The sequence below is a fragment of the Rhodococcus sp. B10 genome (assembly GCF_011770055.1).
Lineage (GTDB): Bacteria > Actinomycetota > Actinomycetes > Mycobacteriales > Mycobacteriaceae > Rhodococcoides > Rhodococcoides kyotonensis_B.
In genome coordinates this window covers 37,938-62,605 of record NZ_JAAFYV010000026.1, presented here as the reverse complement: position 1 = coordinate 62,605, position 24,668 = coordinate 37,938, and the positions used below count along the sequence as shown (strand labels likewise).

The window sequence follows — 24,668 nt, the reverse complement described above, 5'->3', positions numbered from 1 at the left end:
AGAGCACACTGACAAGAAAGTGGAGTATCGACGTGAACGATCCGGAATACGACCTGTTGGTCATCGGCGGCGGCATGGCGGGCCTGACTGCCGCTGCCAGCGCAGCCAGAGCATGTAAGTCGGTCTGCGTTGTCGAGGTCGGGCCCGACGTCGGCGGCTCGGCCCGGTTCGCTGGATATGTGTGGACAGCACCGAATTACGAGGTGCTGCACGAGCAGAATCCGAAGGGCGACCTTGCGCTGAAACACCGCCTGATCGATGGGTTCGACGACGGCGTCGAATGGATTCGATCCGTCGGAGTCGACGTCGGTGAGGCACAGAGGATTCTGAGCTTCGGTCGCGGGCACGCGTTCGACACGAATCACTACGTCGACATCTGTAAGCGGATCGTCGTCCAATCGGGCGGAACGGTGCTGCTGAACTCCACCACCGACGATCTTCTCCGGGGTGGATCTGCGGTTCGTGGAGCGCGCGTCCGGACCGGTTCCGAACCTGCACGGGAAGTCCATGCCGCACATACGCTTCTGGCGACCGGGGGATTCCAGGGTGACAAGGAACTGATCGCACGCCACGTCCACGCCGCCGCGGTCGACATGGAGCTTCGGTCGAATCCGCACAGCCGCGGCGACGGGTACCGATTGGCCAACGCGATCGGTGCCGCGACGCGCAACGAGAACGCAGGCTTCTACGGACACCTCATCCCTAGTGGCGTGCGGCTCGCCGACCCCGCCGACTTCGTCGACATGTCCCTCTACTACAGCGAGCACGCGCTGCTGTTCAACCTGAGCAACGAACGATTCGTCGACGAGACGCTCGGCGACCATCTGACGACGATGGAACTGCTCGCGCAGCCGGAGGCGCGTGGTCTCTTGATCGCCGACGCTCGGGTGCACCGGGACTGGATGCTGGCCTCCTACGTGGAGGGCGCCGTCGCCATCGACAAGTTCGAGCTTGCAGGCAAGCGTGGAGGACGCGTCGGTCGGGCGGACTCGCTCGACGAACTCGAGTACCTGCCCGAGGAGTGGGGTTACGACGGGTCGGCGATCGCCTCGGAGATCCAGCGATTCAACGATTCGGCGCTGCGGGACGACGACCTGGTGCCCGGCCGCGCCCTCGATGCGGAACCCCTCGCCGAACCGCCGTACTACGTCATCGAAACGGTGCCGGCCATCACGTTCCCATTCCACGGCGTGTCCGTCGACGACCGTGCTCGTGTGCTCGGTGTCGACGGGGCCCCGATTCCCGGCCTGTTGGCTGCGGGATCGGACACCGGGGGTCTGTGGCATCGCGCCTACGCGGGTGGACTGGCCAGCGCTCTCGTCTTCGGACGCACCGCGGCAACGACCGTCGTCGACGGTGTCTCCGTACCTGCGGTCTAGTAGCGCGCGATGCGGGTCACGTCAAGACTTTCTGGTGATTGACATCACAAGTAACGACCACTATCTTTCAAACTGAGATCAGTTCAGTTCGTAAGTGACTGCTCGACCGGGCGTTCTGCCCGGACGTGAAGTGCGTTTCGAACGTCGAACCTCACCACATTCGAAGAGGACCGTGCGAGTCGGCTCGGGGCTCACTTGCGTGCCCGAAAGGACGCAGACATGAAGATTTTCAGGAAGGCGACGATCGCCCTTGCTGCCGCGGCGGCACTGGTCGGCGTCACTGCGTGCGGTGGATCCTCCAGCGCGTCCGGTCCGGTCGAGGGAAGCTGGGACGAGGTGGTAGCGGCGGCCAACGAGGAAGGCAGCGTCATGCTGTACTCGAGCCAGAAGCCCGCCAACTTGGACGCACTGGTCGCCGCGTTCCAGGCGAAGTATCCGGAGATCAAGATGGAATACGTGCGCGGCACGGACTCCGAGATCAATCCGCGGGTCGAGACCGAGAACAGAACGGGCACCGGTATCGCGGACGTGCACATGCTTACCGACGCGTCGTGGATTCAGAATGCTGCAGAGTCCGGCGCCTATTCGACGGACCTCGTCGGTCCTGATCTCGAGGCGCCTGCATTCGACCCCGAAGCGAGCGTCATCGGTGACAAGTTCTTTCTCGCCAGCGCAGCGGTCTTCGGTCTCGGATGGAACACCGACGCCGTCCCGGAGGGGCTGACGACGCCGGGTGATCTTCTCGACCCGAAATTCCAGGGCAAGATCGGCATCGTCAATCCCACTGGGATCGCGTCCTACGTGGACATGTATCGGTACTACAGCCAGACGTACGGCGAGGATTACTGGGATCGATTGGCCGAGTTGAAGCCTCGTGTATACCCCAGTGCCCTCGGTGTCGCGCAGGCACTCACGTCCGGTGAGGTCGTCGTGAGCCCGTCGGTCCAGCCGCTTGTCACCGAGGTCGCGGCCGGCGCTCCGGTCGATTGGGCGCTTCCGGAGCGGCCGTGGGGAACCCCCTGGTACACCGAAGTTCTGAGTGCTTCACAGCATCCGAATGCGGCGCAGGTGCTGGCGAACTTCATGGTGACGATCGAGGGTCAAACGGCTCTGAACGGTGGATACGCGGCTGCCCTGCCTGATATCCCGGGCGCGGTGGCTCGTGCGCAGGACATCGTGTCGCCCGACGTCGCGGACCTGACGCCCGAGAAGGTCGAACAGTACTCCCAGGAATGGCAGACCCTGTTCCAGAGCTGACCACGTTCGAACGAGAAAGCCAGAGGGGCGCAACATGACTGGAGTCGACGAGTCGATGAAGGGCCGGGGCGTGCTCGTCACCGGAGCGTCGGGAGGGATCGGCGGGGCATGCGCCGAGTTGTTCGCGGCGCAGGGAGCGACGGTGTACCTGACCGATGTCGACGACACGGCCGGGATCGAACTCGCCGAACGGCTCGGGCCGAACGCACACTATCGACATCTCGACGTCACCGATGAAGAACACTGGGCTGCAGTCACTTCCGACATGACACGGCAAGGTCATGGGCTCGACGTTCTCGTCAACAGTGCGGGTGCGGCCATGAAAGCCACGTTGCAGCAGACGTCGTTGAAGCAGTTCCGCACGCTGCTGGATCTCAACCTCGTCGGCACCTTCCTCGGTCTGAAAGCTGCGGCCGATGTCATGCGTCCCGGTGGATCGGTCGTCAACATCTCGTCGCTACGGGGCGTGCTGGCGACGGCCGAACTCGGTGCATACGGTGTGTCGAAGTTCGGAGTGCGGGCTCTGACGAAGGTTGCAGCTCTGGAGTTGGCCGACAGGGACATTCGCGTCAACGCCGTCTGCCCGGGAAGCATCGACACCGCGATCACCGCGACGCCCGATTTCGCGGCAGACGACATGGAGTCCTACGTGCGCAGCATTCCGATGCAGCGCCGTGGGACGCCCCAGGAGGTCGCAGGCGTCGTCCGCTTCCTCGCCGGGCGTGGAAGCAGTTACGTGACAGGGTCGGACATCATGGTCGACGGCGGCACCGGAGCCGGCGTACGTACACCGAAAGTTTCGAAAGTGAGTGTTTAGATGACGTCGCAATTTGCTGTTTCCGGTCTCGTGAAGACCTATGGATCGAACGTGGTCGTCGACCAGCTCGACCTGGAGATCGAGCACGGGGAGTTTCTCGTGTTGCTCGGTCCGAGCGGATGCGGAAAGACCACGACACTGCGATGCCTTGCCGGGCTGGAAACGCCTCAGGGGGGATCCATTTCGTTCCGAGGTGCACCCGTGTTCGACGCGGCATCCAAGATCCACGTCCCCGCGCACAAGCGCAGCATCGGCATGGTGTTCCAGTCGTACGCCTTGTGGCCGCACATGACCGTCGCGGAGAACATCCGTTATCCCTTGAAGGTGCGCAAACTGAAGAAGGCGATCGCCGACGGTGCCGTCGAGGCTGCGGCCGAGATGGTCGACTGCGGAAAATTACTCGATCGCTATCCATCTCAGTTGAGCGGTGGACAGCAGCAGCGCGTGGCGGTGGCTCGCGGGCTCGTCGCCGAACCGGATCTGGTGCTGTTCGACGAACCGCTGAGCAACCTCGACGCTCGACTCCGCGACCAGGTCCGCTCGCAAATTCACCAACTCCACCAAACGCTCGGTTTCACAGCGGTGTTCGTGACCCACGATCAGTCCGAGGCGTTCGCCCTCGGTGACCGGCTGGCCATCATGAAGTCAGGCAAGATCGAGCAGTACGACGCACCCGAGGACGTCTTCGAGAACCCGGTGTCCGAATACGTCGCCGCGTTCATCGGGATGGGCAACCGTCTCGAACTTCGCAACGGACACAACGGGTGGGTCACCAGCGCCGGTGACGTCATCGATCTGTCGGCTGCGGTCGTACGTGACCGAGCCGACCAAGGGTCGGTCGCCGTGGCGCGCTTCCGTCCGGACGACGTTATGCTGCACGCGTCGACGAGCGATGTTCCGGCAGGCAACGTTCCGTTGCACGCGCAGTTGGTCGCGCACGAATACGGCGGCCGCTACTTCGACGTCACGGTCAAGACGGGCACCGAACAGCTGATGCTCCGCGCGTCGGCCGCCGAACACGGTCGATCGCTCCGCAGCAGCAGCCCCGGGGACGACGTCGTCGTCAGCTTCTCGCCGTCGAGTCTTCGGGTGTATCCAGGTGCGGGGAGCGAGCCTGCAGCGACGCCGGACCTGGTTGCCACGGGTGCAGGAGACCGTTCCTGATGGCCACCCTCACTGCATCGGACACGACGGACGTCACGCCGCCCACGCCGACGAGGTCGTCGTTCTCTATTCCTCCGCATTGGCGCGCTCGTATCGGGTACGTGGCGCTGCTGGCGATCCTCGGTTATCTCGTCGTGCTCCCGATGATTCGACTCCAGATGCTGGCGCTCGAAGACGGTGCCGCCGGCTACTCGAGCCAGTACGGCCGGTTCGACGTCGGTGTGACGCTGCGGACGACGATCGCGCTCGCGCTCGGTTCTCTCGTGATCGCGATGGCTCTCGGCACTCTGCTGGCATTCGCTGCAAGTAGGTTGCCGGCGAAACTCGGCTGGCTCCGGATCATTCCGATTCTGCCGATCGTCATGCCTGCCGTGGCGAGCGTCGTCGGCTGGGCGTTCCTGTTGTCGCCGGGGCCCGGCTATCTCAACGTTCTGCTGCGAAAGTTGCCGTGGTGGAGTGGATCGGACACCGGCCCGATCGATGTGTACACCGTTCCGTGGATCATCGTCCTCACCGGATTCGGTCTGACGTCCTTCGTCTACCTGTTCGTCAGCTCCGGGATGCAGAACATCAGCTCCGAGCATCTCGAAGCGGCTCAGGTCAGCGGATCGTCCACGCTGGGAATCTTTTTCAAGATCGTTCTGCCGTTGCTGCGGCCCTCACTCATCTACGGCGGTGGTATCGCCTTACTGCTCGGCCTCGGTCAGTTCACCGGTCCGTTGCTGCTCGGGCAGAACAGCGGCGTCAAGGTGCTGACGACGGAGATGTACCGGCGTGTGTCGGAATCGCCGTCGGACTTCGCTGCGGCTGCGGCCGCCGGTTCGCCCCTCGTGATCTTCGGAATCGTCCTCGTTCTCACGCAGAAGGTCCTGTTGGGCAACCAGACTCGGTTCGTCACGCACGGCGGCAAGGCGTTCTCGACGCCCAGCGGGCGAGGCACCTGGGCCGCGGTGACAATCGGAATTTTCGCTTTGTTCGCGCTCGTGATCCCACTGCTCGGCCTGATCATCGTGTCCCTGACGCCGTACTGGTCCGGGTCGTTGTCATGGAGTCTGTTGACACTGGACAACTTCCGTGAGCTTCTCGGGAACAATGCAGTCGTGCAATCGGTGATCACCAGCGTGCTGACGTCGCTCGGGGCGGTGGCGATCTGCATTCCGCTCGGATACCTGATGGCCAACCTCCTCGTCCGCGGCAGACGTTTCAAGATCCTCGCGCTCATCGCAGACCTGATCACGGCGCTGCCGCTCGGTATCCCGGCAGTGATCTTCGGTGTCGGATTCCTGCTCACCTACACCGAACCGCCCCTCATCCTGTACGGCACTCGGACGGTGATCATTCTCGTCTACGTCGTGCTGATGTTGCCGTTCGCGACGAGGATGCAGATGACGGCGATGCTGTCGCTGGGAAATACGTACACCGAGGCGTCGGCGACTAGTGGTGCATCGCCGTTCGTGACGACGCTGCGCATCATGCTGCCGCTCATGCGTCCGACGATTCTCAGTGCGGTCGCGTTGATGTTCATCCTGCTGACGCACGAGTTCGCGGCGTCGCTGCTCGTTCGCGCATCCACGACACAGGTCATGGGCACATTGCTGTTCGACATGTGGCAGAACGGTTCCTACCCGCTCGTCGCGGCAATGGCGCTGCTGATGACGGCCGTGACGACGGTCGGTGTCGCGTTCGCGATGCTCGTCGGCGGCCGAAACGTATTGAGCAAGTTGTGATCGAGAGAAGGATGGATACGTCTTCGCGATTGAGCGACAAGATCGTGCTGGTAACGGGGGCGACTGGCGGACTCGGCGCGTCCATCGTCGGACGACTCGCGTCCGAGGGCGCTTCGGTCGTCGTCACCGATGTCGATCAGGTGCCCTGCGAGAAACTCGTGGCCGAGCAGGACAATCCAGAAGCTCACCTAGCGCTGTCGCTCGACATCACGCAGGAAGGTCAGTGGCGGGACGTCGTCGCCGCTGTGACGGAACGGTATTCGCGGCTCGACGCGCTCGTCAACAATGGCGCCATCGGCAGTCTCGGAACCGTCGTGGACGAGACCGTCGAGACGTTCAACCGGGTCGTCGAAGTCGGCCAGACGGGCACGTGGCTCGGCATGAAGCACGCGGGCGCGTTCGTCGAGCAGTCCGGTGGTGGATCGATCGTCAACATCTGCTCGATCCTCGGCAGCGTCGGTGGACTGGGCAACAGCGTCGCCTACGCGGCTGCGAAAGGTGCAGTCCGCACGATGACGAAGAACGCCGCGCTGCACTGGGCGACGAAGGGCGTGCGCGTCAACTCGCTGCACCCTGGGTTCATCGGTACGGAGCAATTGCTCGAGCGGTACGAGGGATCCGAGCGGCACCAGGCCATGGTCGCCAAAACGCCGATGGGTCGATTGGGCACTGCGTCGGAAGTTGCTGCGGCAGTGGCATTTCTGGCCGGAGACGACTCGACGTTCGTTACCGGGTCCGAACTCTATGTCGATGGCGGCTGGACCTGCGCCTGAGGGGCAAAGCCCTAGCCGAAGATGTCCACCCCGTATCGGTTTCGGACACAGAGTTTTCCGCGCATGACCAGAACGTCCAGATGCGCGAGAGTTTCACACGTCGCGACCATCTGGTTGAAATCGTCGAGCTCGTCGAACGACCGATCACGACGGGTCCATGTGAGACCGGCAGCGACCGCGGCGCCCGTGCTGGGGCCACGACCGTCGACCACGGCGAGTGTGTCGGTCAGCCTGCGCTCGTGATGCGCGAGAAGCTGGCGGCACCGTTCGTGGACACTGCCACCGGGAAACCCGTGCGACGGCAACATCGTTCGATCGGCGTCGTCGAGCATCATCTCGAGGGACGCGATGTACTTCGCCAACGGCAGATCCCAGTCACCGAGCTCGAATCCGATGGACGGAGTGATGGTCGGTAGCACGTGATCGCCGGTGAATGTCATGCCGCGATCCAGGTCGTAAAACACCATGTGGCCCTTGGTATGGCCAGGTGTATGCACCGCCTCGATTCGAAGGCCCGGAATGTCGACGGGGCCGGCTGTCGACCATCCGTCCGGAGGTTCCCAATCCGACACAGCGAAAGGTTCTGTCAGAGCGCTCTTTCGAGCGATTCGGGCTATACGGTCTGCCCCTGCTCGGTGCAGTTCACGAATCGAACTTTCGGGGACGTTGCTTCCCAATTCGTTGATGGCCGCGATGCCGGGCGCCTCCGCCGCGCCCAGATGAACCCGACATTCGTACCGACGCCGCAACTCCACCGCGAACGTGTAATGGTCGCGGTGCACGTGTGTGACGTAGATGTCGTGAATTTCCGACGGTCGACGACCTATGTGAGACAACGCTTTCGACAGTTCGTCGTGCGTCGTCTCGCGATGCCAACCGCCGTCGATCAAGGCCAGTCCGCTATCGGTCTCGAGGACATAGACATTGATCGCACGCAGACCGTCCTGCGGCATCTGCAGCGGGATGCGGTGGACGCCGTCCGTTACGGGAAAGCACCCGGCTTCGGTCCAGGACGACGCCATCACGAGTCGCTCGCGACTGCCTTCAGCGGAACCATAGTCTTCTCGTCGCCGTACCACATCATGCGACGGCCGCCCATGTTCCCGACGTGTTCGACGGCGGCCTTCCATTCCGGGCTTGCCAGTGCGGCTTCGAGTGCATCGCGGGATTCGAAACTGAGGACCGACAGTCCGTCCCAGCCCTCGGATCGTCCGCCGAACGCCTCGAGCAGTTCTGTGTGCTGCCATCGAAGAAGGCCCGGCAGGGGATAGGTGACATCGGCGTGTTCGCCTCGCCACCAGGTGATGAATTGGTCGTGCGTCCATTCGGGTGGCCGCGCCGCGACCAGTACCAAGTTGTACATGATTCTCCCAACTGAATTCTGTTCGTTTTGGCTGGACGGGAAGGGCCCGCGGGCCCAACTCCGAAGAGATCTACTTTCGGACGACTCGCATCACGGCATCGGTGACGAATTCGGCGATCTCGTCGATCGAGAGCTTGCCGTCCGGTCGGTACCAACGCCACACGCTGATGATCAACGCCAGCACGAGGCGTGCCTGCATCGTCGGGTCCGACTTGGTGAATTCGCGCGATTCGATGCCGCGCGCGATCAGTGACGTCCAGTTGATTTCGATCTGGTGCACCAGATCACGGCACTGCAGTCGCTCGGCTTCCTCTTTCGCCGACTGACGCTCGGTGGCGAGCAAATCCATGTGGCTCTGCAGGATTCGTCGTTGCAACGCATCGGTCGGAGTGGCTGCGAGCGACGCGGTGACCGCTGCGCGCAACGCCTCCTCCGGATCGGAGACGTCCTCCGTCGCTGAGCTGAATCGTTCGACGGAGTCGGCCAGTTCGAGCCGCATGATGGTGAGCAGGCAATGGCCCTTGGACTCGAAGTAGTGGTACAGCGCGGTCTGTCCTATACCGACCTCGTCGGCGATGGACGCCCACTTGGTGTGCTCGTACCCCACCTTGCCGAAATGGTCGATGGCTGCGGACAAGATGCGGGTTCGCTTGGATCGTGGACTCTCGCGACGAACGCCGGTTCCTACGGTCATTGGTGTCCCCACTGTCGATGCGTGTACAGATTCAGTCGAGTCTACAGTTTTCGATCTGAATTCGAGTCAGTTAGTGACGCCAACTTGCGGGCGAGCTCGGTCGCGTCGGGCCGAGACAACTTTCCGACGCGATTCTGCGGCAGATCGTCGACCGTGAACACGTATTCCGGCCACTTGAACTTGGGGAAGTCGGTGGCAGCGAGACGAGAAGTGACATCGCTCAATGTCATTGCGTCGCCGCCCGTGACGATGAGCGCTGCTGCTCGTTCGCCGAGCAGGTCGTCGGGGACAGGCACGACACAGACCTGGACGACGGAATCGAGTGCCGCGAGTGCAGATTCCATCTCGTTGATGTCGATGTTCCGTCCACCACGAATGATGATCTGCTTCTGCCTGCCCATGACGCGAATCGAGCCGTCGTCGAAGACCTCGACCAGATCGCCGGTGGGCAGGTATCCCTCGGGTGTGAGCTGCGGTGGAACCGGTTTGCCCTCACGCGCGTAGCCGACGTAGAGCGACGGGCCCGTGACCTGAGCTTCACCGATCTCGCCGGGAGGAAGGGGAGCGCCGGCCGAGTCGACGGCACGGACAGTCGTGCCAGGGAACGGACGGCCGTCGCGACCGAGACGGATCGACGGCGGATCGTCCAGCGCAGGTGTCGTGTGACCGAGGCATTCCGACATACCGAACACGCGGAGGAACGTCGTGTTCAGCCACTGCTCGGCCTCGCCGAGAGCACGTTCGTTCATCGGGCCGCCGCCGACGGTCATGGCGCGCATCGGCGTCAACGCGCCCTTCGAGTCGGGTGCGACGGACAGTTGCAGCGCCATCGTCGGCACCAACATCGTCCACGCCACCTGGTGATCGTTCACTGCTTCGAGCGCTCCGGCGGGGGACCATCGGCCGATCGAAACCATCCGTCCACCCAGCAGGGCGGGGAGGTACATGCCGAAACAGTATGCGGCGACGGACGACAGAGGGACGAACGCGCCGATCGCCTCACCCGGCTTCAGCCCTACTGCATGGATGGTGCTGGTGCAGGCATAGCGAATGGCATCCTCGGACTGCACGACACACTTGGGTCGTCCGGTCGACCCGGATGTCATGGCGATCGCCGCGCCACCGTTCCACCGTTCGACGCCTCTGAACGGACGCCCCGTCGACCTCACCGAATGCGCAGCGAACGCGGTGTTCGACACGGGGAACAGCTCGTCGGTAACGCCCCAGTGCGACAACGAATCCGGGTCCCCGACGACGATATCCGGGGCGATGTCCTCCAGCGCCAGGTGGAATTCGGATTCGGTCGCGTGCGGGCTGAACACGGCGACGACGCCGCCGCGCAATCCGACGGCCAGTGCGGTGGCGACGGTGCGCCACGTGTTGTCCGCTTGAATCAACGCAGTCGGTGCGCCGACGTCGATGGCGGAGATGGCGTCGGCCAAGACTTGCGCGGCCGCGACGACCTTTCCGATCGTGTGACTACCCGACTCGTCGACCACGGCGACGTCGTCGGGTGAGTGCTGAGCACGGGACACCATCTGTTCTGCAAGCCATTTCACGGTCGTGTCTCTTCTCTCCGTCGCGATACGTTCATGTCGATCACCGCGCGGCCGGTGATGGACCCCGCGCGTAGTTGCTGGTAGGCGTCGAGGGTGTCGGTGAACGGGAAGGTGGTGACCTCAGCGTGCAGGGCCCCGTCCTGTGCGAGTGCTACGACGGCACGTAGATCGTCGCGAGTTCCCCAGAACGGCGCGCTCACATGCCATCCCGCAGCCATACCGAGATCCTTTCCGACGGTCAGCCGGCCGCCCGCGCTGCCCACGACGACGAGTCGTCCACCGGGCGTGAGTACTTCCGCACCTGCGTCGACCGTGCCGGGTGCGCCGACGAAGTCGAGCACCAAGTCGGCGCCGCCGAGACCTTCGATGCTGCCTTGTGCGTCCGAAAAGGTTTCGTGGCATTCGTGTGCGCCGGAATGCACAGCGACAGAATGTGTTTCGACGCGGGTTTCGATCGCCACGATCCGGCCCGCTCGCATCGATCGTAGGATCTGTACGGCCAGGTGTCCGAGTCCACCGACTCCCACGACCACGACGACGCTGCGGCTGTCGATCACGTCGGCATTGGTGCGAATAGAGTGGTACGCGGTGAGTGCGGCGTCGGCGAGAGGCGCCGCCGAGATGGGGTCCAGCGAGCCTATGGGGATCAGCACGTCGTCCGACGGAACGACCATCAGCTCTGCCAGTCCGCCACCGTGGCCGAGACCGTTGCCGATCGGCACGAGTCGACCCTCCGACGTCGGCGCCAGAGCCAGGCAGTAATTCTGTCTGCCACGCAAGCACTGTCGGCACGTGCCGCACCCCCAGAGGCCGTGTACGACGACCGACTGCCCGATCCACGAGCTGTCGGCCGCAGGACCCGCGGCGACGACGGTTCCTGCCACCTCGTGGCCCAGTGTCAGTGGCAGGGGATACGCGAACCGGGCCGCCGACGAATCCATGACGTGCAGGTCCGACCGGCACAAGCCGGCCGCGTCGACACGTAGCACGAGTTGCTCGCCGATGGGTTCGGGGTCGGGAACGTCGCGGAACTCGGGCGGCGCACCCCACTCGGTGAGCTGGACGGCCAGCATCAGCGGGCCGTCCAGCCGCCGTCGACGATCAGGGTCTGTCCCGTCATGTAGGACGACGCGTCGGAGGCCAGGAACAGCACGGCGCCGTCGATCTCTCCGTCGGCGCCGCCGCGTCCGAGCATCGTGTTGCGTCGAACCCAGCCGGCCGACTTGTCGTTGGTGAACAACCCGTCGGTCATCTCCGTATCGAACCATCCCGGCACCACGGCGTTCACCCGGATCCCACGTCGACCCCACTGACCGGCGAGTTCGCGGGTCAAACCGAGCGTCCCCGCCTTGGATGCGGCATAGCTCGCTCCTCCGATCGGGGCTGTCGACACCAGACCGATGACCGAGGAGATGTTGACGAACGACGCTGTCGCGCCCGGCGGGATCTTGCCTGCTGCGTAGGTTGCGAGGTGGAAACCGGCGACCAGGTTGACGTCGAGAATCGACTGGAACCCATCGAGCGTCTCGTCCTCGGCGTTGGGCAGACCGGGCTTGCCTGCATTGTTGACCAGGACGTCGAGACGCCCCGATTGTTCGAAGCAGCGATCGACGAGCGCGCGCCGGTCCGAGTCGATGGTGACGTCGCACTGCACCGGGACGATGCTCGGCACCTCGGCGGCGAGGGCTTCGAGGCGATTGAGGCGTCGGGCCGCCGCATATACGGTTGCGCCCGCAGTAGCGAGGGTGCGAGCGAACCCGAGACCCAGGCCCGACGACGCGCCCGTGACGATGGCGACGCGGTTCGAGAGCCCGAACATGGTGTCCATCAGAACAGTTCCTTCGTTTCGCAGAATCAGTACACCGCAGTGCGGCCGCCGTCGACCGGGATGAGCGCGCCGGTGGTGTATCCGGCGGCGTCGGATGCGAGATGGGTGACGAGCCCGGCGATCTCGTAGGGACTGCCGAGCCTGCCTGCGGGCAGACGATCGACGATCTTGCCGATGAACTCGTCGTCCCAGTTCTCCGACATGTCGGTGGCGAACCCGCCGGGCATGATGCAGTTGACGCGCACGGTGGGCGCGTACTCTTGCGCGAACGCCCTTGTCAGCGCGTTGAGTCCGTTCTTCGCCGCGGCATACATCGCCTCCGGTGGGCTCGGTCGCTCGGCGCCGATGCTCGAGATGTTCACGATGGAACCGCCACCCGCGGCCGCCATACGTTCTCCGGCCACGGCCATCAGCCTGAACGGGCCCTTGAGGTTGACCTCGATCGTTTTGTCCCACAGGCTTTCCGTCACCGACGCGAGATTCTGGGCGAGGGGAGCGATCCCGGCGTTGTTGACGACGATGTCGAGGCTGCCGAATCGCGTGATGATGTCGTCGACGGCAGGTTCGATTGTCTCCCAGTGCCCTATGTGCAGCGCGTAGGGGTGTGCGGTGCCGGGGCCCGTGTCGCCCAGCGCCGCCACCGCCGCCTCACAGGCGTCGAGCTTGCGGCTCGAGACGACGACGGTTGCGCCCGCGTCACGCAGACCTCGCGCGATGGCGAGTCCCAGTCCACGGCTCGCGCCGGTCACCAGCGCTACCTTGCCTGCCAATGTCGGTGTGCTCATGCGTATTTCTTCACTTCGAGTCGGGCGATGGTTCGCAAGTGGACTTCGTTCGGGCCGTCGGCGATCTGCAGCGCACGTGTGATGGCATAGAGTCGCGCGAGGATCGTGTCGTTGCTGACGCCGGCAGCGCCGTGCACCTGCACCGCACGATCGACGACGGTGTGCGCGACCTCCATAGCCGCGACCTTGATGGCTGCGACTTCCGATCGCGCCGAGGCATTTCCACGCGTGTCCATCAGCCAGGCGGATTTCAGGACCAGCAAACGGATCTGATCGATCTCGACGCGGCTGCGCGCGATCCACTCGCGCACGACGCCGCGATCCGTAAGGGGCCCACCGAACGCGTGACGTTCGGTGGCGCGACGGCACATCATTTCCAGTGCGCGCTCGGCCATTCCGATCGCACGCATCGCGTAGTGCATGCGACCGGGGCCCAATCGTCCCTGTGCGATCGCGAATCCGTCGCCCTCGGCACCGAGCATGTTCGACGCGGGCACCCGCACGTCGGTGAACTGCACCTCGCCGTGGCCGAGGCGATCCTGGAATCCGAACATCGGAAGATCGCGCAGCACCTCGATGCCGGGGGTGTCCGTCGGTACCAGGATCATGCTCTGCTGGCGATAGGTCGGCCCTTCGGGATCGGACTTGCCCATGAAGATCATCAGTTTGCAGTCCGGGTCGAGAACACCCGAGGTGTACCACTTGCGTCCGTTGATCACGTAGTCGTCGCCGTCGCGCCGAATCGTCGACGTGATGTTGGTGGCGTCGGAACTTGCGACGTCCGGCTCGGTCATCGCAAATGCCGACCGAATACTGCAGCCCAGCAACGGCTTCAGCCACTGCTGCTTCTGCTCGTCGGTGCCGTACATGGCGAGGATCTCCATGTTGCCGGTGTCCGGGGCCGAACAGTTGATCGCTTCGTTGCCGATGATCGAGCGTCCGACGATCTCGGCGAGTGGCGCGTACTCGAGGTTCGTCAGCCCTGCGCCGAGCCCGTCGTGCGTCATGAACAAGTTCCAGAGCCCGAGTTCGCGTGCGCGAGACTGCAGATCGCGCATGATCTGCGGTTGCTCATGCGGTTTGTCGTTCGCGGCGATCTGCTCGTCGTACACCTTCTCGGCCGGGTAGACGTAATCGTTCATGAAGGATTCGAGCGTGCCGATCAGTTCCTCGGTGCGCGCGGAGTAGGAGAAGTCCACTTGTCTTCGCTTCTGTCGTAGGTGGGGTCGTCAGCGTCGGAGGAGCGCAGTGCCGGTCTCGATCAACCGGTCGATGGTGGCGGGCAGCTTCTCCTGGTCGGGGTCGATATGACGGCCTTCGCGGTGCCGGCGCAGGTTGTGTCCCATGATCGCTGCCATCTTGAGCCGTCCGAGCGCGTCGAACCACGTCATGTCCGGTAGCTGCCGTCCGTGGCCGGTGTACGCGGAAATAAGATCGTCGGGGCTCGGCAGGCCGGGAACCTCGCGTCCGACGCCTGGAAAGTTCGTACCGTCGGCGAACAGGAGGAACCAGCCGAGTTCGACACGTGGGTCGCCGACGCTCCAGATCTCCCAGTCGATCAACGCCGCAGGATCGTCACCGTCGGACAGGATGTTCCCGAGGCGGTAGTCGCCGTGCACGAGAACGGGATCGATGGGATCCGGGATGTCGGCCCGTAGTAAGTTCAGCAAGTTGTCGCCGCCGGCCACCAACTCGGGTGGTACTGCACCCAACGTGCGAGCCCAGCGATCGAGTTCGTCGGATGGGGACAGCGGGTCTTCTGCTCCAGGAACCGTGCCGAGGTCGACGGCGTGCAAGCGGGGAAGTACCTCTGCAGCGCGGAGCATTCGGCGCGCTGCGACAGCGGGATCCACGGCAGGATCGTCGAGGACCGGTTCCAGAGATTCGCCCTGCACCAATTCCATTGCGAACCAAGACGGTTCGGTCCTGTCGATCGCCACGATCCGTGGAACGGGAACGTCGGTGTCCGTCAGCGCGGTCAGGATCGCCGCTTGTCTGAGCATGTCGTGACGGCCGATCGAACGTTGGCCGTCCGGAACGGCCTTGACGACGATGTCGCCGTCCGACGTGTGTGCTCGATACGTCAGCCCCGAATGGCCACCGGGCAACGTCTCGAAGTCGGCGACGGTGACACCACGTTCGGCCAAAGTCGCGGCGACGCGGGATTCCAGCGTGGATTCCGTCATGGCCTGGGCTCCCGGGGTAGGCCGAGGACGCGCTCGGCGATGATGTTGTGCTGAATCTCGTCCGTTCCGCCGGCAATCCGGTAACCCGGAGCTCCCAGGAGATGCTCTGCCCACGCGAACGTTCCCCACCTCCCTGAATCGGACGTCACATCCGAGCCGAGGAGCAATCGAACGACGTCGGACGTCCTGGCCATCGTGTCGGTCGCCAGCAGTTTGCCCAGCGATGCCTCCGGCCCTGGGTCGTTGCCTGCGACCACCGCTCCCGCGACGCGCATGTTCGCAATCCGTTGGACATAGCTGCGCGTGATCAGGTCGGCGATGGCGTCGCGTTCGATCTCCGTCAGTGGGCGTCCGAGATTCCTGGCCAACTCCACTGCCTGGTCGGCGTTCGCGAGTCCGAGGTTGCCGCCGTCGAGTCGTTCGGCGGCCAACACCGTGAGCGCCACCTGCCAGCCCTTGCCGACGGGCCCGAGTCGGTACGAGTCGTCGAGCTCGACGCCCTCGAGGTACACCTCGTTGAACGAGGATCCGCCGGTCATCTGCCGGATCGGTGTCACCGTGACGCCGGGTGCATCCATAGGAACCAGGAACATGGTCAGACCGGCATGCTTCGCGACGCTGGTGTCGGTGCGGCACAACGCGACCCCGAAGTCCGCGACGCGTGCTCCCGACGTCCAGACCTTGTGGCCGTCGATCGTCCAGCCACCGTCGTCGGCTTGCGTGGCCCTGGTACGCACCGCGGCCAGGTCCGAACCGGCCTCGGTCTCGGAGAACAGCTGGCAGGCAATGAGATCGGTACGCAGCATCGCCCGGACGAACGTGGCTTTCTGCTCGTCCGTTCCCCATTGTTGAACAGTCGGAGCGACCAATTGTTGTGTCACCGAGAACATCTCGGTTCGGCGAGGCACATCGAACGATTCTTCCGCGCGGCGGAAGGCGAGAACGTAGGACATCGGAAGAGCGCGTCCACCGAATTCGACGGGGGAGTTCAGTGCACCCCAGCCGGCGTCGAATTTCTTTCTCTCGTATCGAGAGATCACGTCGGTATGCTCGCGCTCTTGTTCTGCGGTCCAATTCTCGAACACCGCCACCGAATCGGTGCCCTCACCCCACACCGACTCCGTGCGTTGCTGTGCGACCGTGCCCAGCCATCGGACGGCGTCGGCGGTGAACTCGGCGATGTCCGGAAGCGTCTGTCGTGTCACTGTTCTGGTCCCTCGTGGTCGAAAGGCATGGCCTACACCGTCAACACGGTGCAGGCACTGATGCCGGGTGCGCCGTAAACGTGGGTGAACCCGACGCGTGGTGTGTTCGGGACCTGACGTTCACCTGCTTCACCGCGGAGTTGAGTGACGATCTCGTGCACCTGACGTAGTCCCGACGCGCCGATCGGCTCTCCGTTCGCGATGCATCCGCCGTCGGTGTTGATCGGAAGCCTGCCACCGATCTCGGTCTCGCCTGCGGCGATCATCGCTTCCTGTTCGCCGGGCTTGCAGAACCCGCACTCGGCCATGTGCATGATCTCGGCGCCGCTCTCGGTGTCCTGCAGCTGCGCGACTTCGACGTCCTCGGGCCCGATTCCGGCGAGATCGAACGCAGCGGCTGCCGCGTCGGCGCTGACGCTGGTGGGTTCTCCCGTTCCCTGGACGGACGGACTGAACACCTCGAACGACCCGAATTGCCTTGTCCGGTGTGCGATTGCACGAAGTTGCACTGGGCGACCGCCCAACCTCTTGGCGGCGTCGGCGCCGGCAACGACGATGGCTGCCGCGCCCTCGCCGGGGGAGCAGAACATGTACCGGGTGAGTGGATCGTTCACCATGTCGGCGCCGGCGATGGTGTCGACGTCGATGGCCTCGCGTCGCCACGCATTGGGGTTGAGTGCACCGTTTCGATACGCCTTCGCGGCGACGCGCGCGAGTGTTTCGTGCGAGATGCCGTTGCGGCGCATGTAGCGCGAGATCTTCGCGCCGAAGAACTGGGTGGTGACCATCAGGCCTGCGTCGCCGTAACCGTCGGGGAGGCCCCACTCGGCGGGCTTCGGATCGAAGGCGCCTCGTGGATGCTTGTCGAATCCCACGGCCAATGCGATCTCCGCGGATCCGGACCGGACCGCGTTGACCGCGGAGAAGAGCGCACTGCCACCCGTCGCGCATCCGTTCTTGACGTTCGTGAACGGGATCCCTGTGAAGCCGAGTTCGGCGACGAGCGTGTCGGCGAGCCCGGACCCGTCGCTGCCTCCGAACGCGACCTGGACGTCCGGCCATGTCAGTCCTGCGTCCTGCAACGCGGCACCGATCGCGGTGACGGCCATCTGTCGGCCGCTGACACCGGGCTGCCTGCCGAACTTGGACAGTCCTGCTCCGATGATCGAAACACCCTGTGTCATTGCGGTACTCCTATGTTCGAGTCAGCGATGACCGTGAACCGGGGCACCGGCGAGGTGGAGACCAGCCTCACCGGTGCCTCGTCCAGTTCGTCGAAGCTCTCGCACTCGAGGATCGCCTCGACCTTGATTCCGTCGGGAAGTTCGACATAGCCGACGGCGAACGGCCGAAAGCCTTCTGGAAGAGGGACATACGGCGGCGACTTCGGTGCGAAACGTTGCACGGTGTACGCCCACACTCGTCCGGTGGTGCTCAGTGTCACCGGGGCTGCTGTGGGGGTCGCACATCTGCTGCACATCGAGCTGGCAGGAAAGGCGACAGTGTCGCATTTCGTGCACTTGCTGCCTGCGAGTGCAAGGCCCGCCGTCGTGTCCATCTCCATCCCTTCAGGTAGTCGTCGAACAGCGGAACGTCAGCGACCGACCCACTTGGGCTCGCGCTTCTCGAGGAATGCGGTGACGCCTTCCCGTCCGTCCTCGGACTGAAGGGCGTTGCCGACGGCAAGATGCTCCATGACCATGAGGGACTGGATGTCCGCGTCCAGACCGCGATCGATGCACATCTTGGTGAGCTTCATCATGAACGGGCTCTTGTCGACGAGAGGTGCGATGAAGTCGGCCACCAACTGGTCGAGGCCTTCGGCAGGCGCGGACGCATTGATGAGGTCGAAGTCGACTGCTTCCTTGCCGCTCAGCAGCTTGCCGGTCAGCATCAGTTCCTTGGTCTTGCGGACACCGATCATGCGAGGCAGGCGGTAGATGGGGCCCGCACCACCGAACAGTGCCCGGCGGATGTGGAAGTCGCCGATCTTGGCGTCGTCGGCTGCGACGGCGAAGTCGCACGAGATCATGAGTTCGAATCCACCTGCGGTGACGTATCCCTCGAGAACGGCGACGGACGGGGTGTTCATCGAGTAGAGGCGGTCGCAGACCTTCGCGGACAGAACTGCGACATCCATGGCGTTGGTGGACCCGACGAAATCCGACAGCAGCTCGTCGAGATCGAAACCGGAGCAGAACTGGTTCTGGACACCGCGCAGGACGAGAACTTTCAGGTTCGGGTCGTTGTCCACCTCGACGATGATCTCGTCGAGACGATGAAGAAGCTCGACCGTGACGGCGTTCTTCTTGTGCGGGCGGTTCAGCCAGACGCGAGCGACCTCGCCGTCCTTCTCCAACAGGATGTGATCGGTCTCGATCATGGTGGTGCCTTTCGTTCGAACTTGAACTGGATTCACTTCAGTATTAGCTACCGTGTCTGTCAGCGTCAATAGCTGAATCGAAGGTGGCGGAAAAAACGTCTAGATCCCGACGAGGTCTGCGATGCGAGCGCGGTGGGAGCGTGAATCGCCCTGTAACGCTTCGTTTCCCATGGCCCGTCGAAAGTACGAGTGCGCCGGGTGTTCCCAGGTGAACCCGATACCGCCGTGGAGTTGAATCGCTTCGTGTGCCACATGGACGACGGCGTCTGTGCACACGGCACCGGCAACGGCGATCGCGAGCCGCGCGTCCGCTGGGTTCTCGTCGTACACCGCGGCCGCGTATCTCGCCGCGGAGCGGGCGCGTTCGAGCGCGGTCAGTACGTCTGCGAGGCGGTGTTTGATCGCTTGGAACGATCCGATCGGGCGGCCGAACTGATGCCGCGTGGTCACGTACTGCACGGTCATGTCGAGTAGTGCGTCGATGATGCCGGTGTTCTCGTTGGCGAGTCCGAGTGTCGCGAGATCTCGCAGACGGTCCAGGAACGCGGCGCTGTCGCCGTCGGATGCGAGCATGCGCGCGGGAGATCTCGTGAACGCGAGGTCGGCCTGGCGTCGGGTCGGGTCGAGCACGGTGCGTGGGCGCGCATTCATGTGTGTGCCGGCTTCGACTGCGAAGACGCCCACTCCGCCGGCGTAGCGAGCAGAGACGACGACGATGTCGGCCTCGGCGCCGCAGACGACAGCTGCTGCGTCTCCGTCCAGCGTCCATCCCGACCCGGTGTCGTGGGCGTGGATACGCTCCGATCCGCGAGGTGACGTGCTCACCGTCGCGACCGCCGAGCCGTCGAACACTCGTGTCAGCAGGTCCTCAGCGGGCTCCGGAGCAAGTAGAAGCGCGTGGACGCCCAGAACTGCGGAGGTGTAGACGGGCTCAGGGGAGAGTCCGCGTCCGCACTCCTCGAGGATGATGCCTATCTCGACCATGCCGTACCCGAGTCCGCCACGGTCTTCGGGTGCGGCGAGAGTCGTCACCGACATCTCCTCGACGAGTCGTGTCCAGTGCTCGCGCGAGTATCCCGCTTTGGATTCGGACAGTGCTCGCACCTGGTCGATCGTGGAGTGTTTGCCGATAAGTCCCCGGATGGCGTCCCGGATTCCCTCTTGCTCGACACCCGGCGTCAGGGCGGCAGGTTCGGACCGCGGCCAGGGTGCCTCGGCGGCGGTGGACGGAGAAGTTGCCATGTCACTCCACTCGAATCGAATTCAATTTGTGTATGCACCGTAGCGTAAGGGTCTCGACAAACCGAGGTAATTCGAACTAAGTTCACTTCATGAAGCTGAGGATTTTGGACTACTACGCGACTCTGGACGCGGGCGACCTCGACGCCGCTGTCGCCATGCTTGCCGACGATGTCGAATACGCGATGGTGCTGCCGACAGGTGTGAGCAGGAAGTCCGGCCGCGCGGCGATGCTCGAGTATCTGAACGGCCGCCCACCGGTCGACCGGAAGCATCGACTTCTTCGCTCGGCCGCCGATGGAGACCTCCAATTCGCGCACGGTGCAGTGACCGAAGGTGACCGCGTCACCGGCTATTTCGTCGGCTCGATGCATCTCGATGCGAACGGCCTCGTCGACCGCTATCAGGTCTCGTTCGACGCCGAATTCGCGCTTCTGCCAGATGATTCAACGCAGAAAGGAACATAAGTGGACGCGACTACACATGCGACGCCGACGCTCGCCCGATGGTTCGGATGCATGGATTCGGACGATCCGGATCGAGTGCTCGACATGATCACCGCAGACTTCCGGATGTCGGTGCAGTTCTCGAAGGGCGAGGGTGCGTCGGCCGAATTCGTCGGCGACCGTGGCGGATTGGTCGGATATCTCGCGCAGCGTGAGAAGAGCACGCTGATCCACGTGATCGACAGGGGGGTGACGGTCGACGGAGTCGAACTCGTTCTCGGGCGCACGACCCGCGACGGCGCCTTCGAAGCATCGTTCAACGCAAGCGCGCAGATCACCGGCGATGGCAAGGTTCGACGTCTGCTGATCGGCAGAACCCCCGAAATTGCGTTCGACTGACTCCAGCTTGACGTTTCGGCCGCGCGAAAGGGCAACAGTGACAGAGCAAGCCATGATCTTCGAGGCCATACGCACCCCTCGAGGCAAACAACGACACGGTGCTCTGCACGGTGTCAAACCGGTCGACCTCGTCGCCGGGTTGATTCGCGAACTGCGAATTCGGTTCCCGGACATGGACCCAGCCGACATCGACGACGTCGTGCTCGGTGTCGTGTCTCCAGTCGGTGAGCAGGGTGCGGTGATCTCGCGTGCAGCCGCGCTGGTCTCCGGCCTTCCGGAGTCGGTGCCGGGAACCCAGATCAACCGCTTCTGCGCGTCGGGACTGGAAGCAGTCAATCTTGCCGCGCAGAAAGTGGCCTCCGGCTGGGACGATCTCGTCGTCGCCGGTGGCGTCGAGTCGATGTCACGGGTGCCGATGGGGAGCGACGGCGGGGCGTTGTTCACGGACCCGACCACCACGTACGACCTGCATGTCGTTCCGCAGGGCATCGGCGCCGATCTGATCGCGACCGTCGAGGGCTTCACTCGTGACGACGTCGACAACTACGCTGCGGAGTCTCAGGCGCGCGCCGAAGCAGCCTGGAGCGCAGGGTATTTCGCAAAATCGGTCGTGCCGGTCAAGGATTTGAACGGAATCACGCTGCTCGATCATGACGAGCACCGTAGGCCAGGCAGCACGGCCGAGAGTCTCGGTCGGTTGCAGCCCGCGTTCGCCGCAATGGCAGCGGCAACCGGATTCGACGACGTCGCACTGCAGAAGTACACCGACATCGAACGAATCGACCACGTACACACCGGTGGGAACTCGTCGGGCATCGTCGACGGGGCAGCCGTCGTGCTCGTCGGAAGTGCTGCGGCCGGGGAGAGGGCGGGTCTCGTCCCACGGGCGCGGATCGTTGCGACGGCCCAAGTGGGTAGCGAGCCGACGATCATGCTGACCGGTCCGACGCCGGCGACCGAGAAAGTATTGGAGAAGGCGGGACTGACCGTCGCCGACATCGACGTGTTCGAGCTGAACGAAGCGTTCGCGTCCGTGGTTCTGAAGTGGATGAAGGATCTGCACATCCCGCACGAGAAGACCAACGTCAACGGTGGCGCGATCGCGATGGGCCATCCACTGGGTGCGACCGGCGCGATGCTCGTCGGCACCGTGCTCGACGAACTCGAACGAATCGACGGACGCTACGGGCTGATCACTCTTTGCATCGGCGGCGGCATGGGCGTTGCCACCGTCATCGAGCGGATCTGAGGGCTGAGACATGACCAACACAGGAAGTGCCGGAAACATGATCACGTGGGAACAGGACTCCGACGGCGTCGTCGTTCTCACGATGGACGACCCGAACAAGGGCGCCAACACGATGAACGACCTGTACATCGCGTCGATGGCATCGACCGTCGACCGGCTGGAGGCAGAGAAGGAGTCGATCACCGGCGTCGTGCTCACCTCGGCGAAGAAGTCCTTCTTCGCCGGAGGCGACCTGGACGACATGACGGCAGACCACGCGGACAAGGACAAAGGCGAGGTCGCGGCCGAGCTGACGCGTCGCATCGACGGAATCAAGAATGTTCTCCGACGGCTCGAAACCTTCGGCAGGCCAGTGGTGTCCGCGATAGCGGGTGCGGCGTTGGGCGGCGGATTCGAGATCGCGTTGCACACTCACCACCGCATCGCCGTCGACACCGATCGAGTACAGATCGGTCTGCCGGAGATCACCCTGGGACTTCTACCCGGTGGTGGCGGTATCACCCGGACGGTTCGGCTGATGGGACTCCACGCGGCACTTCCCGAGGTGCTGCTGAAGGGCGCACGTAAGTCGGCCGCCGAGGCAGTCGAGCTCGGATTGATCGACGAGACAGTCGATTCCGCGTCGGCGCTGATTCCGGCGGCCAAGACATGGATCGCACACAATCCAGATGCGACCCAACCCTGGGACCGACGCGGTTTCTCGATTCCCGGTGGCGCCCCGACCGATTCTGCCGTCGCGCAGAACCTGCTCGTGCTGACGAGCATGCTGCGTAAGCGGACCAAGGGCGCGCCTGCACCGGCGCACCGGGCTGTACTCGCCGCCGCGGTAGAGGGCGCTTACGTCGACGTCGACACCGCCGACCGGATCGAAACGCGGTATTTCGTGTCTCTCATGACCGATCGCGTCGCCCAGAACATGATCAACGCGTTCTTCTTCGATCGTGAGGCCATCGACCGGGGTCGATCCCGACCCGAGGGCTACCCGACGCTCGCGGCGACGAGGGTCGGAGTCATCGGAGCGGGAATGATGGGTTCGGCCATCGCGTACGTGTGCGCGAAGGCGGGAATCGACGTGGTGCTGAAGGACGTCGACGTCGCAACGGCCCAACGGGGCAAGAACTATGCGGACAAACTGGAGAGCAAAGCGCTCGAGCGCGGGTCGACCAACGCTGCGAAGTCCGAAGCTTTGCTGGCACGAATCACGCCCACCGCCGACGCCGCGGACTTCGCGGGCGTCGACCTCGTCGTCGAGGCGGCATTCGAGTCCGTCGACGTCAAACACGCTGTGTTTCAGGAGATCGAGAACGTCGTCGAACCCGATGCGGTGCTCGGTACCAACACCTCTCAGCTGCCCATCGGCGTACTCGCGGAGGGTGTGCAACGGGCCGAGGACTTCATCGGGATCCATTTCTTCTCACCGGGCGACAAGATGCCGCTCGTCGAGATCGTGCGTGGCGCGAAGACGTCGGATGCGACGCTGGCCAAGGTCATCGATTTCGCGCGACAGATTCGCAAGACGCCGATCGTGGTCAACGACAGCCGTGGCTTCTTCACGTCGCGCGTGATCGGGGCATTCCTCGACGAGGCGATGGCAGCCGTGGGTGAGGGCATCAATCCGATTTTCGTGGAACAAGCAGGTGCACAGGCGGGCTATCCAGCTCCGCCGCTGCAACTGATGGACGAGTTGACGTTGACACTGTCGCAGAAGATCCGCAAGGAGAACGAGCGTGTGCTCGTCGCATCGGGAAAGACAGCGCGACAGCATGGTTCCGACGCTGTCATGGACACGATGGTCGACCAGCTGTCGAGAACAGGTCGCGCCGGCGGTGGAGGCTTCTACTCATACGACGACGCGGGCAAGCGGGCAGGCATCTGGCCTGGCGTTCGTGAGGCGTTCGCGTCCGGAACAACGTCGATCTCGATGGCCGACATGCAGGAACGCATGCTGTTCGCGGAAGCGATCGAAGCCGTCAAATGTTTCGACGAAGGCGTTCTGACATCGACGCCGGACGCGAACATCGGTTCGTTGCTCGGCATCGGATTCCCAGCCTGGACAGGCGGAGTCATCAGATACATCGAGCAATACGACGGTGGCATAGCAGGTTTCGTCGAGCGTGCGCGTGAGTTGGCTGCGCGGTATGGGCGCCATCTCGAGCCGCCGAAGTCGTTGGTGGACATGGCAACCGCGGGCGCCCAGGTGTTCAGGGTCTGAGCT

Annotated in this window: 24 protein-coding genes; 10 read left to right on the top strand and 14 right to left on the bottom strand. The window is 63.8% G+C overall.

Annotation, left to right across the window (positions count from 1 at the left end; translation table 11 throughout):
• Positions 1-32: 32 nt before the first annotated feature.
• The 6 genes from RhoFasB10_RS17635 (at position 33) to RhoFasB10_RS17610 (ending at position 7,117) form a co-directional block, all read left to right on the top strand.
• Positions 33-1,379, top strand: coding sequence for an FAD-binding protein (locus RhoFasB10_RS17635; RefSeq protein ID WP_167677675.1), 1,347 nt, complete (start codon positions 33-35; stop codon positions 1,377-1,379).
• Between the two features lie 219 nt (positions 1,380-1,598).
• A complete protein-coding gene (locus tag RhoFasB10_RS17630) occupies positions 1,599-2,636 on the top strand; it encodes an extracellular solute-binding protein (protein WP_084423534.1) in 1,038 nt (345 codons plus the stop codon).
• A 34-nt stretch (positions 2,637-2,670) separates the two neighbouring features.
• Complete coding sequence (locus tag RhoFasB10_RS17625) at positions 2,671-3,453, top strand: SDR family NAD(P)-dependent oxidoreductase (RefSeq protein WP_167677673.1); 783 nt, start codon at positions 2,671-2,673, stop codon at positions 3,451-3,453.
• A complete protein-coding gene (locus tag RhoFasB10_RS17620) occupies positions 3,454-4,617 on the top strand; it encodes an ABC transporter ATP-binding protein (RefSeq protein ID WP_167677671.1) in 1,164 nt (387 codons plus the stop codon). It begins immediately after the preceding gene.
• Positions 4,617-6,344 (top strand): ABC transporter permease subunit, encoded by a 1,728-nt coding sequence (locus RhoFasB10_RS17615; protein ID WP_167677669.1) that lies wholly within the window; start codon positions 4,617-4,619, stop codon positions 6,342-6,344. Before RhoFasB10_RS17620 ends, RhoFasB10_RS17615 begins: the two co-directional genes overlap by 1 nt.
• Positions 6,345-6,355: 11 nt before the next feature.
• Positions 6,356-7,117 carry an SDR family oxidoreductase gene (locus RhoFasB10_RS17610; protein WP_167677667.1) on the top strand — a complete coding sequence of 254 codons (762 nt, stop codon included), beginning with the start codon at positions 6,356-6,358 and terminating at the stop codon, positions 7,115-7,117.
• An 11-nt stretch (positions 7,118-7,128) separates the two neighbouring features.
• On the opposite strand, the gene RhoFasB10_RS17605 is transcribed toward RhoFasB10_RS17610, so the two are convergent.
• The 14 genes from RhoFasB10_RS17605 to RhoFasB10_RS17540 form a co-directional block, all read right to left on the bottom strand.
• Positions 7,129-8,139, bottom strand: coding sequence for an MBL fold metallo-hydrolase (locus RhoFasB10_RS17605; protein ID WP_167677665.1), 1,011 nt, complete (start codon positions 8,137-8,139; stop codon positions 7,129-7,131).
• Positions 8,139-8,480: an EthD domain-containing protein gene (locus tag RhoFasB10_RS17600; RefSeq protein ID WP_167677663.1), complete on the bottom strand. Its 342-nt coding sequence runs from the start codon at positions 8,478-8,480 to the stop codon at positions 8,139-8,141. Before RhoFasB10_RS17600 ends, RhoFasB10_RS17605 begins: the two co-directional genes overlap by 1 nt.
• 70 nt (positions 8,481-8,550) lie before the next feature.
• Positions 8,551-9,174 (bottom strand): TetR/AcrR family transcriptional regulator, encoded by a 624-nt coding sequence (locus RhoFasB10_RS17595; protein ID WP_167677662.1) that lies wholly within the window; start codon positions 9,172-9,174, stop codon positions 8,551-8,553.
• A 41-nt stretch (positions 9,175-9,215) separates the two neighbouring features.
• Positions 9,216-10,712, bottom strand: a complete 1,497-nt coding sequence (locus tag RhoFasB10_RS17590) for a class I adenylate-forming enzyme family protein (RefSeq protein WP_167677695.1) — start codon at positions 10,710-10,712, stop codon at positions 9,216-9,218.
• Between the two features lie 17 nt (positions 10,713-10,729).
• The gene (locus RhoFasB10_RS17585; RefSeq protein WP_167677660.1) at positions 10,730-11,806 is read right to left on the bottom strand and encodes an alcohol dehydrogenase catalytic domain-containing protein; all 1,077 of its coding nucleotides are present in this window, start codon (positions 11,804-11,806) and stop codon (positions 10,730-10,732) included.
• Positions 11,806-12,561, bottom strand: coding sequence for an SDR family oxidoreductase (locus RhoFasB10_RS17580; protein ID WP_167677658.1), 756 nt, complete (start codon positions 12,559-12,561; stop codon positions 11,806-11,808). The genes RhoFasB10_RS17585 and RhoFasB10_RS17580 overlap by 1 nt, the downstream gene beginning before the upstream one ends.
• A 26-nt stretch (positions 12,562-12,587) precedes the next feature.
• The gene (locus tag RhoFasB10_RS17575) at positions 12,588-13,346 is read right to left on the bottom strand and encodes a glucose 1-dehydrogenase (RefSeq protein WP_167677656.1); all 759 of its coding nucleotides are present in this window, start codon (positions 13,344-13,346) and stop codon (positions 12,588-12,590) included.
• A complete protein-coding gene (locus tag RhoFasB10_RS17570) occupies positions 13,343-14,545 on the bottom strand; it encodes an acyl-CoA dehydrogenase family protein (protein WP_167677654.1) in 1,203 nt (400 codons plus the stop codon). The genes RhoFasB10_RS17575 and RhoFasB10_RS17570 overlap by 4 nt, the downstream gene beginning before the upstream one ends.
• A gap of 30 nt (positions 14,546-14,575) precedes the next feature.
• Positions 14,576-15,532 carry a phosphotransferase family protein gene (locus tag RhoFasB10_RS17565; RefSeq protein WP_167677652.1) on the bottom strand — a complete coding sequence of 319 codons (957 nt, stop codon included), beginning with the start codon at positions 15,530-15,532 and terminating at the stop codon, positions 14,576-14,578.
• Positions 15,529-16,737 carry an acyl-CoA dehydrogenase family protein gene (locus tag RhoFasB10_RS17560; protein WP_167677650.1) on the bottom strand — a complete coding sequence of 403 codons (1,209 nt, stop codon included), beginning with the start codon at positions 16,735-16,737 and terminating at the stop codon, positions 15,529-15,531. The genes RhoFasB10_RS17565 and RhoFasB10_RS17560 overlap by 4 nt, the downstream gene beginning before the upstream one ends.
• 32 nt (positions 16,738-16,769) lie before the next feature.
• On the bottom strand, positions 16,770-17,921 hold the full coding sequence (locus RhoFasB10_RS17555; RefSeq protein ID WP_167677648.1) for a thiolase family protein: 1,152 nt from the start codon (positions 17,919-17,921) through the stop codon (positions 16,770-16,772).
• The gene (locus RhoFasB10_RS17550) at positions 17,918-18,301 is read right to left on the bottom strand and encodes an OB-fold domain-containing protein (RefSeq protein ID WP_167677646.1); all 384 of its coding nucleotides are present in this window, start codon (positions 18,299-18,301) and stop codon (positions 17,918-17,920) included. Before RhoFasB10_RS17550 ends, RhoFasB10_RS17555 begins: the two co-directional genes overlap by 4 nt.
• Before the next feature lie 30 nt (positions 18,302-18,331).
• Positions 18,332-19,120, bottom strand: a complete 789-nt coding sequence (locus RhoFasB10_RS17545) for an enoyl-CoA hydratase/isomerase family protein (RefSeq protein ID WP_068421139.1) — start codon at positions 19,118-19,120, stop codon at positions 18,332-18,334.
• 99 nt (positions 19,121-19,219) lie between these two features.
• Positions 19,220-20,362, bottom strand: coding sequence for an acyl-CoA dehydrogenase family protein (locus RhoFasB10_RS17540; RefSeq protein ID WP_167674221.1), 1,143 nt, complete (start codon positions 20,360-20,362; stop codon positions 19,220-19,222).
• A gap of 89 nt (positions 20,363-20,451) precedes the next feature.
• Between RhoFasB10_RS17540 and RhoFasB10_RS17535 the strand changes: the two genes are divergently transcribed.
• Genes RhoFasB10_RS17535 through RhoFasB10_RS17520 form a run of 4 tightly spaced genes read left to right on the top strand, consistent with a single transcriptional unit; the run spans position 20,452 to position 24,665 of the window.
• A complete protein-coding gene (locus RhoFasB10_RS17535) occupies positions 20,452-20,826 on the top strand; it encodes a nuclear transport factor 2 family protein (protein WP_068421141.1) in 375 nt (124 codons plus the stop codon).
• Between the two features lie 51 nt (positions 20,827-20,877).
• Positions 20,878-21,204: a hypothetical protein gene (locus tag RhoFasB10_RS17530; RefSeq protein ID WP_206031051.1), complete on the top strand. Its 327-nt coding sequence runs from the start codon at positions 20,878-20,880 to the stop codon at positions 21,202-21,204.
• 37 nt (positions 21,205-21,241) lie between these two features.
• Positions 21,242-22,453, top strand: coding sequence for an acetyl-CoA C-acetyltransferase (locus RhoFasB10_RS17525; RefSeq protein WP_068421143.1), 1,212 nt, complete (start codon positions 21,242-21,244; stop codon positions 22,451-22,453).
• A gap of 10 nt (positions 22,454-22,463) precedes the next feature.
• Positions 22,464-24,665: a 3-hydroxyacyl-CoA dehydrogenase NAD-binding domain-containing protein gene (locus RhoFasB10_RS17520; RefSeq protein WP_240931213.1), complete on the top strand. Its 2,202-nt coding sequence runs from the start codon at positions 22,464-22,466 to the stop codon at positions 24,663-24,665.
• Positions 24,666-24,668: the final 3 nt, after the last annotated feature.